Below are 15,235 nucleotides of genomic sequence, written 5' to 3'. Positions count from 1 at the left end.
CGACCCCCACCGCCGACGACGCCGCCCCCCGCCCCCCACCGCACCGGCAACCACCGAACCCGCAGCACCCGCCTCAGACGCCACCGCCCCGGACCCGGCCACCACCGAACCGGCGACCACCGTTCCGGACGACGCCGGGCCGTCGGCCGAGAACGTCTCGCGCCCGCCCAGCGCCCTCCAGGGACGCAGCCGGGTCATGGCCCGCTGTCGCCGTGGGCCGTGAGCGTCGCGTCCCAGCACTGGCGCACCCCGTCCTTCAGATCGATCTCCGCCCGCCAGCCCAGAGCCCGCCACGCCAGCGAGGCGTCCAGCCAGTTCCCCTTCCGGTCACACGAACGGCCCTCTTCACGGCTGACCGTGATCTGCCGGCCGACCGTGACCGTCACGATGTCCAGGAGCTCTTCCAGAGAGGTCGGCACCCCGGAACCGATGTTCACGACGGACGGCAGCCGGTCCCGGAGCCCGTTCGCGACGTGCCGCTGGACCGCCAGGAATCCGCCGACCACGTCGTCCACGTGGACGTAGTCCCTGACCACCGACGAGTCCCCGAAGATCCGGACGGGCGCGCCGGAGACCACGGCCTCCAGCCAGTGCGGGAGCACGCCGTATCCGCGCGCGATCCGCTGACCGGGACCGTAGACGTTGCTCAGCCGTACCACGACCGGCTGTACGGCGTCCGCGCGGCCGAGGAGTTCCCGCTCCAGCAGGAGTTTCGCCCGGCCGTAGGCGGTGGTGGCCCCGGTGGGGGCCGACTCCGGGTAGGGCGGCCGGGCGTCGGGCGCGTACACGGTCCCGCCCGAGCTCGCGAACACCAGGACGGGACGGCGGCCCTCATCCGCGAAAGCGTCCATCAACCGGCGGAACAGCGAATGCTCGGCGGAGACCAGCTCCGGCCGCCGCTCCGCCAGGGCCGGGCTCAGCCCGGTGGCGAGGAAGAAGACGCTCTCCGCGTCGCGTAGTCCTTCGGCGGGGCGGCCGTCGACCACGGCGGGGTGTTCCCGGGTGAACCGGGCCACCGGGTGCCCGGCGTCTTCGAGAGCCGTGACGAGCCTGGATCCGATGAAGCCACCGGCGCCGATCACCGCTGTCCGACACGAGCGCACACGAACCTCTTCTCCACGGGCCCTCCGTGATCAGCGCCGCGATCTCTCAGCGGGACGGGGCTCCGGGGGCGCGACGACGGACGGCGACTTCTGGTGACGGATGGTGACGGATGGTGACGTTCACACGTCGGAGGCGGAGGGCTTGCGGGCGCGGAGGAAGAGCGAGACTCCGGGGAGGGACTTCACCGGGAGGTACCGCTCCAGCGTGATGACGGCGGAGAGGCCGGTGTTGACGATCCAGGGCAGCTTGGCCAGGTCGAAGCCCGTGCTCTCCTTGCGGCGGTACGCCACGATCGGCCGGAGCAGGACGTTCCAGCTCCAGACCCGCTCGATGTCCAGGCCGGCCTTCTCGACCACCCCGACGAGCTCTTCCCGGGAGTATCTGCGGACGTGCGCCACGGCCTCGTCGTGGGCGGACCACAGCGCCATGTCGCACGGCACGGCGATCAGGGCCGTGCCCCCGGGCTTCAGCACCCGCGCGATCTGCTCCGTCGCCAGGTGGTCCTCCACGATGTGCTCCAGCACGTCGAAGGCGGTGACGACGTCGAAGGTGTCGCTCTCCATCGGCAGGTCCCGGGCGTCGGCGTGCACGGCCTTCAGCCCGCGCTTCTTCGCCGCCTCCACGGCGGCCTCGGAGTAGTCCGCGACCAGCGCGTCATACCCCATCTGGGTGAGCACCCGGGTGTTGCCGCCCCCGGCCGCGCCGATGTCCAGCGCCTTCCCCCGGGGGTCGAGCCCGCGCAGCTCCCGCCGGAGGATCGCACGGCGCTCGCGGAACCACCAGTGGCGGTCCTCCAGCTCGATCATCAGATCAATGTCGGCGTCATGCATGGATTCGCCCGTCCGTTCGGCGCAGTGATCATGGTGGCTCGGGAGAGTCCCGCAACCGCGTCACAATGCTCACGCCGGCGGCATCCCGCTTCAGGGAGACGGGAATCCGCATACGGTGCCATGACCGATTCTTTGACATGTCCCGGCGGCACATCCGGTGACGCATCCGGTGGCACATCCGGCGACGCGGCCCGCGGGACGCGCTCGGTCACGGGCCGGTGATCACGGCTTTCACAGCACATCGTGACGCTTCAGCCCCGGAAGACGACAGGCGTCTCGGTAGGATGCCCACTTGACCGACGTCGATTTGACCCGGAGTTTCCCTCATGAAGTCCCCCGCCCGAATGATCCTCGCCGCGGGTTGCGCCATCGGCCTGCTGTCAGCGCCGACCGCCGCCTGGAGCGCGGAGCAGCCCACGTCGGCGGCCAAGCCCACCTCCACCCCCAAGCCCACGGCCACCCCCAAGCCCACGGCGACACCCGCCCCGAAGGCCAAGGCCAAGCCCGTGGACTGCACCAAGGTCAAGTGCATCGCGCTGACCTTCGACGACGGCCCCGGCAAGTACGCCGACAAGCTCCTCGACACCCTCAAGAAGCACGGCGCCAAGGCCACGTTCTTCCTTGAGGGCCAGTACGTGAAGTCGCGTCCCGCGTTCGCCAAGCGCATGGTCGTCGAGGGCCACGACATCGGCAACCACAGCTACACGCACCCGAAGTTCACCGAGAGCCCCGTGGAGAAGATCCGCGAGGAGCTCCAGCGGACCCAGGACATCGTCAAGAAGGTCACCGGCAGGTACCCGACGACGATCCGCCCGCCGTACGGCCTGCTGGACGACGACACCAAGACGGTCGCGACCGAGATGAAGATGCCGATCGTCCTGTGGAACGGCGGCTCCCGCGACTGGGCGACCAAGAACGAGAAGGCCATCTACGACGAGGTGCTCAAGAACGCCAAGCGTGACGGCGTCATCCTCATGCACGACTGGGTCACGCAGACCGTCACGGTCATGCCGAAGCTCCTGACCGAGCTGAAGCGGCGGGGCTACCACGTCGTCGCGGTCTCCTCGCTCCCCGGCGCGAAGAACCTGAAGCCGGGCGACGTCTACCCGCCGGGCGCGGCCGAGGACAAGGACCTGACCTCCGACTCGCCCACCGAGGACCAGAACGCCCCCGTGGAGTCCCCCACCGACGGCGGCTGAGCATCCCGCCGGGCATCCCGCCGGCGGCGTCCGCGTCCGCGGACGACGGCCCGGCCCTCCCTCGGGGGAGGACCGGGCCGTCGGTGTTCTCCGGCCCTTCCGCCAGGGTCCTCCGTCAGGGTCTGCCGGGTTCCACCTGCTGCAGGCTCCGCGCGCCCCGGGCGAGCCGCCGCCCCAGGTTCTGCATCGGCAGTTCGACGTAGCGATAGGTGATCCAGCTCAGCCCCAGCACCCCCGCGACGAACCCCGCCACCACCCCCGCCTGCGTCACCGTCCCCATGGCCCGCACGTCTCCCAGTACGGCGTGCGCCGCCCGCAGCAGCGGGTGGTGCAGCAGGTAGACGGAGTAGCTGATCAGGCCCAGCCAGACCAGGAACCCGGGGAGACGGCGCCGGCGCAGGGCCATCGCCCCCGCGAAGGTCACCCCGGCCAGGACCATCGTGGTGATCCACACCCCGGGCTGGACCCACCACCAGTCCGCCTGGACCGCCCAGACCGGGGCCAGCGCCACGAGCACGGCCGCGGCGGCCACCGGCCGGAGGGTGCCCGTGCCCTGCTCCCAGCGGCGGACCGCGGTCCCGGTGAACATCACCGCGAGGATCGCCGCCCCGAACCACGGCGTGAAGCCGCTGAAGATCAGCAGAACCACCGCCATCGCCCCCAGCACGCAGGCGCCGGCCGTACGGAACCGTCCGGTGAGCAGGCAGGCCATGCCGGCGACGAACACCACGCCCGAGACGTAGGCGGGCCACAAGCCCGTCAGCACCGGTGCGGCGAGCACCAGCCCCGCCCCGACCGCCGCGGCCCCGAACCCGACCGCGAAGGTCCCGCTGCGCAGGTGCAGGCCCAGCACGAACAGCGCGGTGACCAGCAGGTAGAAGACCATCTCGTAGGAGAGCGTCCACATGGTGTCGGCCAGGCCGCCCAGATGGACCACATCCAGCAGCATCGTCAGGTGCGCCGAGACCGAGGCGAGGTCCCGCGGCACCTGCTCGCGGACCGGCAGCCAGACCGCCATCACCAGGACCGCCGCCACCACCAGCAGGTAGATCGGGTAGAGGCGGAAGATCCGGCTGAGCCAGAACGCCCGGACGTCCCCTCTCCCCTCCAGCGAGACCGGGATGATGTACCCGCTGACCAGGAAGAACACCAGGACGCCGTACATGCCGAGGTTGAACCAGTATGGTCTCAACTGCGGCATGAACCAGGGCAGCGCGTGCTCCAGCAGGACCGCGACCGCGCCGATCCCCCGCAGGGCGTCCAGCCAGGCCAGCCGGGTGGCGGCCGCCGGGCGGGCGGCGGTGCCGGCGGCAAGGGTCGTTGACACCCGCCCTAACTTACCCGCACGCACCTCGCGAAACCGGATGAACAGTCATCTCCGGCCGAATACCGACCTAGCCTCTATAGGGCCGCCGTTCCGGTTCACTCCCACTCAATGGTGCCCGGGGGCTTGCTCGTCACGTCGAGCACCACGCGGTTGACCTCGCGGACCTCGTTGGTGATCCGCGTGGAGATGCGGGCCAGCACGTCGTACGGCACACGCGACCAGTCGGCCGTCATGGCGTCCTCGCTGGAGACCGGGCGCAGGACCACGGGGTGGCCGTAGGTACGGCCGTCGCCCTGCACGCCCACCGAGCGGACGTCGGCGAGCAGCACGACCGGGCACTGCCAGATCTCCCGGTCGAGACCCGCCCGGGAGAGCTCCTCGCGGGCGATGGCGTCGGCCTCGCGGAGGAGGTCCAGGCGCTCGCGGGTGACGGCGCCGACGATGCGGATGCCGAGACCGGGGCCGGGGAACGGCTGGCGCCAGACCATGGCGGCGGGCAGGCCGAGCTCCTCGCCCGCGCGGCGGACCTCGTCCTTGAACAGCGCACGCAACGGCTCGACCAGCGTGAACTGCAGGTCCTCGGGGAGTCCGCCGACGTTGTGGTGGGACTTGATGTTGGCGGTGCCGGTGCCGCCGCCGGACTCGACCACGTCGGGGTAGAGCGTGCCCTGCACCAGGAAGTCCACCGGGCCGTCGGCCATGATGGCGCGCTGCTCGTCCTCGAAGACCCGGATGAACTCACGCCCGATGATCTTGCGCTTCTCCTCCGGGTCGGTGACGCCGTCCAGCGCCTTGAGGAAGCGCTCCTGGGCGTCCACCACGCGGAGCTTGACGCCGGTGGCCTCCACGAAGTCGCGCTCGACCTGCTCGGCCTCACCCTTGCGCAGCAGGCCGTGGTCGACGAACACGCAGGTCAGACGGTCGCCGATGGCGCGCTGCACGATGGCCGCGGCGACCGCGGAGTCCACGCCGCCGGACAGGGCGCAGATGGCGCGGCCCTCGGGGCCGACCTGGGCGCGGACCGCCTCGACGGCCTCCTCGACGATGTTGAGCATCGTCCAGGAGGGACGGCAGCCCGCGGCGTCGAGGAAGTGCTTGAGCACGGTCTGGCCGTGCTCGGAGTGGAGCACTTCGGGGTGGAACTGCACGCCGTACAGGCCCTTGACGGGGTTCTCGAAGGCGGCGACCGGGGTCTCGGCGGTGAAGGCGGTGACGTCGAAGCCCTCGGGGGCGGCGGCGACGCTGTCACCGTGGGACATCCAGACCGCCTGCTGGGCGGGGAGCCCGGCGAAGAGCACGCCCTCCCGGGACACCTCCAGGCGCGTCCCGCCGTACTCCGCGACACCGGTCCTGGCCACCCGGCCGCCGAGCGCCTGGGCCATGGCCTGGAAGCCGTAGCAGATGCCGAAGGTCGGCACGCCGGTCTCGAACAGGCCGTCGGGGACGGCCGGGGCGCCCTCGGCGTAGACCGAGGAGGGGCCGCCGGACAGGATGATGGCCTTGGGCTTCTTGGCCAGCATCTCCGCCACCGGCATCGTCGAGGGGACGATCTCGGAGTAGACGTGGCATTCACGCACCCGGCGCGCGATCAGCTGCGCGTACTGCGCGCCGAAGTCGACGACCAGGACCGTGTCGAACTCTGACACCAAGACCCCCAAAGGAAACACAGCGGTGCCGTCCAGTCTATCGGCGGCTCGGTGAGCGGTTACGCGCGGATGGGCGGCCGGGACGTTCACCGATCATTACCTAGCGCTAGGTTGGTAGAGCGGGTTACCGTGAGGGACACCGCACGCGGAGGAGGACACCATGCCAGCGACCGGGGTCATCGTCACCGGCGGGGCGTCCGGGATCGGCCGGGCCTGCGCGCTGGCGCTCGCCGGGACCGGCCGCCCGGTCGCGATCTGGGACCGCGACGAGGCCGGCACCAAGGAGACGGCCGCCGTCGCCGGGGCGGAGGGCGCGACCGCCGTCGGCGTGACGATCGACGTCACCGACTCCGCGGCCTTCCCGGAGGCGGCCGCCGCGACCCGCGACGCCCTCGGCTCGATCGGCGGGCTGGTCCACGCGGCCGGAATCGCCGGTCCCGCCGCGATCGCCGACCTCGACGAGGCCGCCTGGGACAGGGTCCTCAACGTCAACCTGCGCGCCCACGCCCTGCTGACCCGGGCGATCCTGGACGACCTGCGGCAGCACGAGGGATCCGCGATCGTGGGCATCGCCTCGATCGAGGGCCTGGTCGGCCAGGCCTTCGTCCCGGCCTACTGCTCCTCCAAGGCGGGCCTGCTCGGCCTGACCCGGTCCATGGCCCACGAGCTGGCCCCGATCCGGGTGAACGCGGTCTGTCCCGGCTACATCGACACCCCGATGCTGACCGGCGCCACCGGCGGTGACCCCGGTTTCATGGAGGCGTTCCGGAAGAAGGCGATCTCGGGCCGCCTCGGCCGCCCCGAGGAGGTCGCGGCGGCCGTACGGTTCCTGATGAGCGACGAGGCCTCCTTCATCACCGGCGCCCACCTGGTGGTGGACGGCGGCGCGACGGCCGTCGACCGCTGAGTGGAGGAAAGCCCTGCCGTTCCGGACGCGCACCGTTACAGTGAGTGACGGTTTCCATCGGGGGACGGGAGCGGAGGACGACCATGGCCATCGCGGTAGCGGGTTGCCGGCGCGAGCTGCCCCCGGACTTCCCGCTGGAACGCCCGGAGAACTCCGGGAACATGATCCACGCCAACGCGCCCTTCGAGATGTTCGACGACTGCGTGTACCGCCTGGACCGCCAGTGGCGGGCGCTGACCGGCGCGGCCACGTTCGCCGAGTTCGTCAACCGGCACTGCACCCATCTGGTGTTCACCATGGCGAACACGCTCAGACTCGGTTCCGACGACCCCGCCCCCTTCATCCGGCTGCGGACCCTCCTGGACCAGATCGACAAGCCCGTCGTCATCTTCGGCCTCGGCGTCCAGTCCGACACCGACGACCTGAGCGGCGCGACGCTGCCCGACGAGGCGATCAGCGTGATGCGCCACCTGCAGGACAGGTGCGCGGTCATCGGAGTCCGGGGCCGCACGACCCAACGGGCCCTTGAGCAGATCTGCGGGGTGACCAACGTCAAGGTCGTCGGCTGCCCGTCGCTGTTCTCCCGCCCGGCCCGCCTCGCCCGGCTCCGCGCGAACCTCAAGGAGGGCCACGGCCGGCCGGCGTTCGGCGGCACCAAGCTCAACCAGCCGGCGGAGACCCGGCTGCTGCACGACGCCATCCGGGCCGACGCGTTCCTGGTCGAGCCCTCCAACCGGCGCAACCACCAGTTCTACGTCGACGTCAGCGGCGGCCGTCACGCGCCCCGGCTCCCCCGCTTCCTCAGGAGTTACCGGGAGCACGAGCCGAAGGCCGCCCGTGCCGAGATCGAGGGCTACTACCAGCGCAGATACCGGCTCTTCCGCGACACCGCGTCGTGGTACACGTTCAACGAGGAGTCCGTGTCGTTCACCTACGGCACCCGCTTCCACGTCAACATGGCGTCGATCCTCAGCGGCAAGCCGGCCCTGTGGCTGACCCACGACGCCAGGACGCGGGAGCTCACGGACTTCCTGCACCTGCCCGCCGTGCCGCTCGCGGACGTCGCGGACATGGACGTCCACGACATCCGCTCGCTGATCGACTACGACGACTTCTTCGACCACGTCGGCGGCCTGTTCGACAACTTCAACGAGTATCTGGCCGCCAACGGGCTGCCCGCCGTCGAGCGTCCTGCGATCTGACCTCCGGCCGCCGGGACCCGGGCACCAGAGGATGACGGCACCCGGGTGTCAGGGAGCGGGGCCCGGCCGTCACGGGGCCCGGCCGTCAGAAGATCCGCGGCAGCAGGCCCAGGGGCGGGGAGCCGAGCTCCAGCATCGCGGTGTGGAAGCGCTTGAGGGTGAAACCCGCGCCCCACTCGGCCCTGGCCCGCTCCCGCAGGTCCAGGATCTCCAGCTTGCCCCAGGTGTAGCGGCCGTAGGTCGGGTCGAAGGTGGCCCGGCGGGCCTCCGAGAGGGCGGCCGGGCCGGCGATGTGGGTGTCGGCCTCGAAGCGGCGGGCCCCCTCCTCGACCGTCATGGCGCCGGTGTGCACGCCGATCGCACAGGCCAGGCGGGTCACCCGGATCAGCGCCTCCAGCCAGACCCCGATCTCGAAGCGCGGGTCGTCGGGGGCGAAGCCCTCCTCGACGCAGAGCTCCTCGGCGTAGTGCGCCCAGCCCTCGGCGAACGACAGGGACATCAGCGTCCGGCGCACGTCCGAAGGCGCGCGGCGCAGGGCCCGGCCGTGCGAGAAGTGCCCGGGGGCGACCTCGTGCACGTTGATCGCGGGCAGCGTGGTCGCGCTGAAGACCTCCAGCCACTCCTCGATCTCCCGCTCCGGCCAGGACGGGTCGGGCGGGGTGATGTGGTACCACGAGGGGGCGTCCGGCTCGCCCGGGGCGGCCCAGCTGATCATCGCCATCGCCCACCGGCGCGACTCGGGCGCGATGCCGACCAGGCACTCACCGTCGTGGTAGGGGACCAGGTCCTTCTCCCGGGTGAAGGCGATCGCCCGCTCGGTGCCGGTGCGGGCGGCGTCGAGCACGCCGTCGATGTCCGGATGGTCACGGACGAGCTCGCGGCAGACGTCCAGCGGCGGCCTGTCGCCGGACCCCAGCTTCGCGCACGACTCCGCCAGCCGTTCCATGAGCCGGTCGCGCTCGGCGTCGGCCCGCTCGGCGAGCCGTCCCAGGTCCACCGGGAGGCCCTCGTCCGCGCCCATCAGCCGGGCCAGGCCGTCCGCGCCGAGGGACGCGTCCGGCTCACCCGAGCGCGTGGCCTCCTCGACATGCTCGACCAGGCGGGCGTGGGCCTTCAGCGCCGCCTCCCGGACGGACTCGTCCGCGTCCCGCGGAACCCCGGCGGCCAGGCCGCGCACCGCGCCCAGCAGCGCGGTGGCGACCGGCGCGCTGAGCCGGTCGAGCGCGGTCACCGCGTTGTCGACCGCCTCGGGCCAGCGGGCCAGATGGGCCAGCCGGGCCGCGGCCCGCTCGGCCTCCGGGGCGTACTCCCGGTCGTAACAGGCCAGATCCAGGTTGTCGAGGTGGCCCATCGGGCTGCGCCGGTACAGCTCCAGCGCGCCGTACCGGACCCGGGCGGACTCCTCGAAGACCTCCAGATGGGCGGCGTCGTAGGGATCGTCCGGAAGCGACCCGCGGCCCAGCGCGGCCAGGGCGGCGCGCACGCCCTCGGGGGAGAGATCCTGGATCGTCCCGTCGTACTCGTGTCGTCCGGCCATCTCCCGGGAATCGGCGACGGCCAGGTCGCACACCGCCCGCAAGCGTGAGTGGAGTTCGGTCATGGACCGACGCTAGTGCCTCCGCCCCGAAAGTGTCGGTGGGGCGTGACACCCTGCCCGCCATGGCGCAACCCCTCAAAGAGATGATCAGCATCGGTTCCGTGAGCCTGCTCGCCGACGGCGTCGCCGCGGCCTGGGCCCCGTTCCCCCGCGACCGGTTCGTCTCGGAGGCGACCGCCGGGCTGGCCGGTCTGGAGCTGAAGGACCGCGTCCGGCACGTCGCCCGGGCGCTCGACGCCGCGCTGACGCTGCCGTTCCCGCACGCCTCCGGCGTCCTGAGGGACGCCTCGGCCCGCGTCCGGCTGGACATGTGGAGCGGCTGGCCCGCCACCGAGTACGTCGCCGCGCGCGGTCTCGACCACCTCGACGACGCCATGGCCGCGCTCGGCGCGCTCACGCCCTACGCCACGGGGGAGTTCGCCGTCCGCCCCTACCTGGAGCGCTACCGCGACGACGCCATGAAGATCATGTACGGCTGGGCGGAGTCCGCCGACGAGCACCTGCGGCGGCTGGCGTCGGAGGGGTCCCGGCCCCGGCTGCCCTGGGGGTCGCGGGTGCGGTGGCTGATGGAGCCCGGGCCGGCGCTGCCGGTCCTCGACCGGCTCCGCGACGACCCCAGCGAATACGTCCGGCGCTCAGTGGCCAACCACGTCAACGACATCGCCAAGGACCATCCGGAGGTCGCGGTCGAGTTGCTCGGCCGCTGGCGCGCGGAGGGCGGCTCCCACATCGAGAAGGTCCTGCGCCACGCCGTGCGCGGCCTGCTGCGCGCCGGGCATCCCGGCGGACTGGAGCTGGTGGGCGCCGCCCCGGGCGGCGGCTCGGTCGAGACGCTGGTGCTCGACGGCGACCGGGTCGCGGTGGGCGGGCGCCTGCGGTTCACGGTCACGGTCCGCGCCGGTTCCCCCGGCCCGCTCGTGCTCAAGTACGCCGTCCGGCGCGACGGCTCGCGGCGCGTCTTCCATCTCGGCGAACGCCTGGCCGACTCCCCCGGCCAGGCCGTCACGGTGACGAAGTCCCACTCGTTCCGGCCGGTGACCACCAGGACCGAGCCCCCCGGCCCGCGCGTCCTGGAGATCGTCGTCAACGGCGCGGTCCGGGCGAGCGCCTCCTTCACCCTGACCGAGACATGACGGCCGCGTCCTGACCGAGACATGACGGCCGCGTCCCCGCCGCCGGGGTGTGCGGTTCACCCGATCCGGCGCGCCGCCGCCTCCGCGCGGATAAACCGGGCGAGACATCCGAGACCGTCCTGGGACGATGACCGGATGGCCCTGCGCATCACCACCCTCGCCGAGCGCCCGGAACTCGCCGACGCCCTGTGGGCGATGGAGACCCCCTGGGCGGAGTTCATGCTCAACGACCCGATGGCGGACCTCTACTACGCCGTCTGCGACGACGTCTACCCGGAGTTCGTCCTGGTCGCCGACGACGACGCCGAGCCCGGGCGGCTGGTGGCCAGGGCGTTCAGCGTCCCGTTCGCCTGGGAGCGCGACGAGCTGCCCGACGGCGGCTGGGACGCCGCCATCCTGCGGGCCTGGCACACCCGGCGGACCGGCGCGACGGCCGACCGGGTCACGGCTCTGGAGATCACCGTCCGGAACGACCTGACGGGCAGGGGCCTGTCACCGATCATGCTCGGCGCGCTGCGGGACAACGCCGCCCGGCTCGGCTTCACCGAGATCCTGGCCCCGGTACGGCCCAACGCCAAGCATCTGGAGCCGCACACTCCGATCACGGAGTACGCCGCGCGGACCCGGCAGGACGGCCTCCCGGTCGATCCGTGGCTGCGGGTGCACGTCCGGGCCGGCGGCGAGATCGTGAAGGTGGCCCCCCGGTCCATGACGATCGCCGGGACTCTGGCCGAGTGGCGGAAGTGGACCGGCCTTCCCTTCACCGAGAGCGGGCCGGTCGAGGTGCCCAGGGCCCTCGTCCCGGTCCACGCGGACATCGAGCAGGACCACGCCGTCTACGTGGAGCCCAACGTCTGGGTACGGCACCCGCTGGCCTGACGCCCCGGAACACGGCCCGACGCCCCCGGAACACGGCCCGACGCCCCCGGAACACGGCACCGGCCGACGCGGCGCCCGCACACTCGCTGCCACCCGGATGCGACGCCCCGCGCACCCACCGCCACCCGGATGCGGCACCCGTCGGCCCGGAGCCGTCCCGGCTCAGGACGACTCTCTGACGATCAGGGTCGCCGTCCACGGGTCGATCCTGGACGGCACCGCCGGGCTCTCCGCGATGATCTCCTCCAGCCGCTGGACCAGCGCGGACGGCGTCGCGGAGACGTCGAGCCTGATCGTGGTCAGCCTCGGGCGCAGCAGGGCGGCCAGCGGCAGGTCGTCGCAGCCGACGATCCGCACGTCACCGGGGACCGCCAGCCCCGCGTCACCCAGCACCGCCATCAGCAGCATGGCGTAGTCGTCGTTGTAGGCGAACACCCCGTCCACCCTCCGCCACAACTCGGCCAGGGCCGCGGCGCCGTCCTCGTGGAAGGGGAGATCCACCCTGGTCAGCGGGATCTCCCGGGCCCGCGCGACCCGCTGGACACCGGCCAGCCGGTGCTCCCCCATCTCACGCAGGCCGTCCTCGGCCGGGACGACCGCGGCGAGCGAGCGGCAGCCTCGGTCGATCAGGTGCTCGGCCGCCATGACCCCGATCCCCTCGTGGTCGAGCACGACACTCGGGACCACGGGCGAGGGCCGGCTCCCGAGGGCGACGACCGCCTTGACCCCGGCCGAGCGCAGCACCTCCACGGCCTGGCGGTTGAGCTTCCCGGCCCCGGCCAGCACCGCGACCGGCCGCAGTTCGGCCCAGGCGCGGGCGGCGGGCACGCCCTTCAGGCGGCGGGCGCCGTACTGGACCAGGGTGTAGCCGCGCCGGGAGAGCTCACGGTCGAGCTCCTCCAGCGTGCCGACGGCCAGCGGGCCGTACGGGATGTCCTCCATGGAGATCAGGACGAGGCCGCTCCGGCCGGTGCGCAGCGTCCGCGCCCCGGCGTGCGGCACGTAGCCGAGCCGGTCGGCGGCCTCGCGCACGCGTGCCCGCGTCTCGTCGCTGACCCGCGCACCCGGGCGGTCGTTGAGGACGTAGGAGACCGTCGCCTGGGAGACCCCGGCCAGCCGGGCGACGTCGAGGCTCGTGGGAGGCCGCGTGGGGGGCGTGGCGTTCATCGGCACCATCCCACCACGACACCGCCCCCCATGCTCCCGCCTTCCGACACCGCCGCACCGCCTCCCGACGTCGTCCGTCGGACCACCGCCGTGCGGCCCGGCCGTTACAGAACGTTGCTCTTGTCGCCCCGGCTCGCGGCTGCTATCAACTGATTATACGTATAACCATCGCGTCACCCCCCTGTGAGCAGCGCGAAAGGAATCCCCCACCATGCCGCAGAGCACCATGCCGACGAGCCGCAGATGAGCGCCCCCAAAACCCCCCGCACCGAGGTCCGCGGGGATGGCCTGCCCAGACTCCTGGCCGTTCTCGGTGTCTCCAACGCCGTCATGTTCGCGCTCTACCTCGGCGTCGGCGGCCTGCTCGTGCAGACGCAGATCGCCGAGATCGACCCGGAGCACAAGGTGTCCAACGTCGCCCTGGTCGCGGGCGTCAGCGCCGTCTTCGCCACGGTCTTCAACCCGATCGGCGGCACCCTGTCGGACCGGACCCGCTCCCGGTGGGGGCGGCGCAACCCGTGGATCCTCGGCGGCGCCCTCGCGGCGCTGGCCACCATGCTGCTGATGAGCCAGGTCTCCACCATCCCGATGATCCTGCTCGGCTGGTCGCTGGCCCAGGCGATGATGAACCTCTACCAGGCCGCGCTGACCGCGATCGTCCCCGACCGGGTCCCGGAGGAGCGGCGGGGCACCGCCTCGGCGGTCATCGCCGTGGCCACCTCCATCGGCATCATGGTCGGCACCCAGGTCGCGGCGTTCTTCGTGGCCAGCGTCTCCCTCGGCTACCTGGTCTTCGGCTCGGCCGTGGTCCTCGGCGCGCTCCTGGTCGTCTCCACCACCCACGACCCGCGCCCGGGTGAGTACGAGGTCGCCGAGCGGCCCAAGGTCTCCCTCGTCACCGCGGTCCGGGACTTCCTCTCGGCGCTCGGCCACCGCGACTTCATGTGGGTCTTCGTCGGCCGCGCCCTGATCATCCTCGGCTACTTCATGGTGCTGCTGTTCGCGCTGTTCATCTTCCAGGACTACATCGGACTGCCGAAGGAGGAGGCCCCCCAGGCCGTCGCGACCGTCACCATCGTCTCCACCCTGGCCGCGATGATCACGGCGGTCGTCTGCGGCCCGCTCTCCGACCGGCTGAACCGGCGCAAGCTCTTCGTCACCGTCGCGGGCCTGGTCACCGCGGCCTCCATGCTGCTCCCGCTGCTCTGGCCGACGATGACCTCGATGCTCGTCTACGCGGTCATCCACGGTGCCGCGTTCGGCGCCTACGGCGCGGTGGACATGGCCATCGTCACACTGGTGCTGCCCAGCAAGGGCGACGCCGCCCGCGACATGGGCATCCTCAACATCGCCAACGCCGGCCCGCAGATGATCGCACCGTTCATCGCGGGGTCGATCGTGACCGCCTCCGGCGGGTACGGCGCGCTCTGGGTCGCCGCGATCGTCATCTCCCTCTTCGGCGCGGTCGCCGTACTCCCCGTCACGTCAGTCCGGTAGAAACGGGCCATAACGTCAGGAAAGAGAGACCCGATGAGACTGAACACGCGCGAGTGGGGCTCCGGCGACCGGGTCGCCGTGCTGATCCACGGAATCATGGCCAGCTCCCTGTGCTGGTGGCGGGTGGGACCCGCGCTCGCGGAGCGGGGCTACCGGGTCGTCGCGGTGGACCTCCCCGGGCACGGCGACAGTCCGCGCGGCGCGGACCCCTCCGACTACTTCCCCGACGCGCTCGCGGACGCGCTGCTGGAGTCGGTGCCCGCCGCGCCGGAGCTGGCGATCGGCCACTCACTGGGCGGGCTGGTCCTCGGCCGCGCGGTGGAGCGCCTGCGGCCCGGCCGGGCGATCTACTCCGACCCGGCCTTCCGGCTCCCGGTGCTCGACGGCACGCCCATGACCGACCTGTTCGTGCAGGGCAAGAACGCCACCCGCGAGCAGATCGCGGCCATGCAGCCCGGCTGGCCGGCCGACGAAGTCGAGGTGGAGCTGGAGATGCTCAAGGGCTGGGACACCGGGACCGCGCTCGCGCTGGGCCCGTCCTGCGGCCTGGACCTCACCCCCGAGCCGGTGGTCCCCTCCCTGGTCCAGCTCGCCGACCCGAGCTTCCTCATTCCGCCGGACTTCGCCGCCGAGCTGAAGGAGAAGGGCTTCGAGGTCCGCATCGTCACGGGCTCCGGGCACACCATCCACCGGCACCTGTACGACGACTTCATGACCTCGATCGACGACTGGCTCTGACGGTCCCGT

Annotated in this window: 13 protein-coding genes; 7 read left to right on the top strand and 6 right to left on the bottom strand. The window is 72.0% G+C overall.

Annotated elements, in window-relative coordinates; all coding sequences use genetic code 11:
• Nucleotides 1-194 precede the first annotated feature (194 nt).
• Nucleotides 195-1,082 carry an NAD-dependent epimerase/dehydratase family protein gene (locus IEZ08_RS22335; protein WP_203863444.1) on the bottom strand — a complete coding sequence of 296 codons (888 nt, stop codon included), beginning with the start codon at nucleotides 1,080-1,082 and terminating at the stop codon, nucleotides 195-197.
• Nucleotides 1,083-1,223: 141 nt separating this feature from the next.
• Nucleotides 1,224-1,910, bottom strand: a complete 687-nt coding sequence (locus IEZ08_RS22330) for a class I SAM-dependent methyltransferase (RefSeq protein WP_229803396.1) — start codon at nucleotides 1,908-1,910, stop codon at nucleotides 1,224-1,226.
• Between the two features lie 350 nt (nucleotides 1,911-2,260).
• Here IEZ08_RS22330 and IEZ08_RS22325 point away from each other — a divergent pair, with 350 nt between their 5' ends.
• A complete protein-coding gene (locus IEZ08_RS22325) occupies nucleotides 2,261-3,133 on the top strand; it encodes a polysaccharide deacetylase family protein (protein ID WP_189242818.1) in 873 nt (290 codons plus the stop codon).
• 115 nt (nucleotides 3,134-3,248) lie between these two features.
• Here IEZ08_RS22325 and IEZ08_RS22320 read toward each other — a convergent pair whose 3' ends face one another.
• Both IEZ08_RS22320 and guaA read right to left on the bottom strand, forming a co-directional pair.
• Nucleotides 3,249-4,460, bottom strand: coding sequence for an acyltransferase family protein (locus IEZ08_RS22320; protein WP_068921256.1), 1,212 nt, complete (start codon nucleotides 4,458-4,460; stop codon nucleotides 3,249-3,251).
• Nucleotides 4,461-4,555: 95 nt separating this feature from the next.
• A complete protein-coding gene (gene guaA / locus IEZ08_RS22315) occupies nucleotides 4,556-6,127 on the bottom strand; it encodes a glutamine-hydrolyzing GMP synthase (protein WP_068921255.1) in 1,572 nt (523 codons plus the stop codon).
• 139 nt (nucleotides 6,128-6,266) lie between these two features.
• Here guaA and IEZ08_RS22310 point away from each other — a divergent pair, with 139 nt between their 5' ends.
• Both IEZ08_RS22310 and IEZ08_RS22305 read left to right on the top strand, forming a co-directional pair.
• A complete protein-coding gene (locus IEZ08_RS22310; protein WP_068921254.1) occupies nucleotides 6,267-7,013 on the top strand; it encodes an SDR family NAD(P)-dependent oxidoreductase in 747 nt (248 codons plus the stop codon).
• Nucleotides 7,014-7,096: 83 nt separating this feature from the next.
• On the top strand, nucleotides 7,097-8,215 hold the full coding sequence (locus IEZ08_RS22305) for a polysaccharide pyruvyl transferase family protein (protein ID WP_068921253.1): 1,119 nt from the start codon (nucleotides 7,097-7,099) through the stop codon (nucleotides 8,213-8,215).
• 85 nt (nucleotides 8,216-8,300) lie between these two features.
• Here the strand turns inward: IEZ08_RS22305 and IEZ08_RS22300 are convergent, their stop codons facing one another.
• Complete coding sequence (locus IEZ08_RS22300) at nucleotides 8,301-9,815, bottom strand: DUF885 family protein (protein ID WP_068921252.1); 1,515 nt, start codon at nucleotides 9,813-9,815, stop codon at nucleotides 8,301-8,303.
• Nucleotides 9,816-9,874: 59 nt separating this feature from the next.
• Between IEZ08_RS22300 and IEZ08_RS22295 the strand changes: the two genes are divergently transcribed.
• Both IEZ08_RS22295 and IEZ08_RS22290 read left to right on the top strand, forming a co-directional pair.
• Complete coding sequence (locus IEZ08_RS22295) at nucleotides 9,875-10,945, top strand: DNA alkylation repair protein (RefSeq protein ID WP_068928367.1); 1,071 nt, start codon at nucleotides 9,875-9,877, stop codon at nucleotides 10,943-10,945.
• Nucleotides 10,946-11,080: 135 nt separating this feature from the next.
• Complete coding sequence (locus tag IEZ08_RS22290; protein WP_068921251.1) at nucleotides 11,081-11,824, top strand: acetyltransferase-like protein; 744 nt, start codon at nucleotides 11,081-11,083, stop codon at nucleotides 11,822-11,824.
• Nucleotides 11,825-11,986: 162 nt separating this feature from the next.
• Here the strand turns inward: IEZ08_RS22290 and IEZ08_RS22285 are convergent, their stop codons facing one another.
• Nucleotides 11,987-12,991, bottom strand: a complete 1,005-nt coding sequence (locus IEZ08_RS22285; RefSeq protein ID WP_084780873.1) for a LacI family DNA-binding transcriptional regulator — start codon at nucleotides 12,989-12,991, stop codon at nucleotides 11,987-11,989.
• A gap of 243 nt (nucleotides 12,992-13,234) precedes the next feature.
• Between IEZ08_RS22285 and IEZ08_RS22280 the strand changes: the two genes are divergently transcribed.
• Together IEZ08_RS22280 and IEZ08_RS22275 are read left to right on the top strand one after the other, a co-directional pair.
• Entirely contained in the window at nucleotides 13,235-14,488 is a 1,254-nt protein-coding gene (locus IEZ08_RS22280) for an MFS transporter (protein WP_068921249.1), read from the top strand.
• Nucleotides 14,489-14,521: 33 nt separating this feature from the next.
• On the top strand, nucleotides 14,522-15,226 hold the full coding sequence (locus IEZ08_RS22275; RefSeq protein ID WP_068921248.1) for an alpha/beta fold hydrolase: 705 nt from the start codon (nucleotides 14,522-14,524) through the stop codon (nucleotides 15,224-15,226).
• The last annotated feature ends 9 nt before the right edge of the window (nucleotides 15,227-15,235 follow it).

The organism is Planobispora rosea (genome assembly GCF_014648175.1).
Lineage (GTDB): Bacteria > Actinomycetota > Actinomycetes > Streptosporangiales > Streptosporangiaceae > Planobispora > Planobispora rosea.
This window is presented reverse-complemented; position numbering and strand designations above follow the sequence as displayed.

Coding starts and splice junctions, on each gene's coding strand:
- IEZ08_RS22280 (WP_068921249.1), top strand. CDS start 13,235: ATGAGCGCCCCCAAAACCCCCCGCACCGAGGTCCGCGGGGATGGCCTG.
- IEZ08_RS22285 (WP_084780873.1), bottom strand. CDS start 12,991: ATGAACGCCACGCCCCCCACGCGGCCTCCCACGAGCCTCGACGTCGCC.
- IEZ08_RS22305 (WP_068921253.1), top strand. CDS start 7,097: ATGGCCATCGCGGTAGCGGGTTGCCGGCGCGAGCTGCCCCCGGACTTC.
- IEZ08_RS22310 (WP_068921254.1), top strand. CDS start 6,267: ATGCCAGCGACCGGGGTCATCGTCACCGGCGGGGCGTCCGGGATCGGC.
- IEZ08_RS22325 (WP_189242818.1), top strand. CDS start 2,261: ATGAAGTCCCCCGCCCGAATGATCCTCGCCGCGGGTTGCGCCATCGGC.
- IEZ08_RS22275 (WP_068921248.1), top strand. CDS start 14,522: ATGAGACTGAACACGCGCGAGTGGGGCTCCGGCGACCGGGTCGCCGTG.
- IEZ08_RS22290 (WP_068921251.1), top strand. CDS start 11,081: ATGGCCCTGCGCATCACCACCCTCGCCGAGCGCCCGGAACTCGCCGAC.
- IEZ08_RS22300 (WP_068921252.1), bottom strand. CDS start 9,815: ATGACCGAACTCCACTCACGCTTGCGGGCGGTGTGCGACCTGGCCGTC.
- IEZ08_RS22295 (WP_068928367.1), top strand. CDS start 9,875: ATGGCGCAACCCCTCAAAGAGATGATCAGCATCGGTTCCGTGAGCCTG.
- IEZ08_RS22330 (WP_229803396.1), bottom strand. CDS start 1,910: ATGATCGAGCTGGAGGACCGCCACTGGTGGTTCCGCGAGCGCCGTGCG.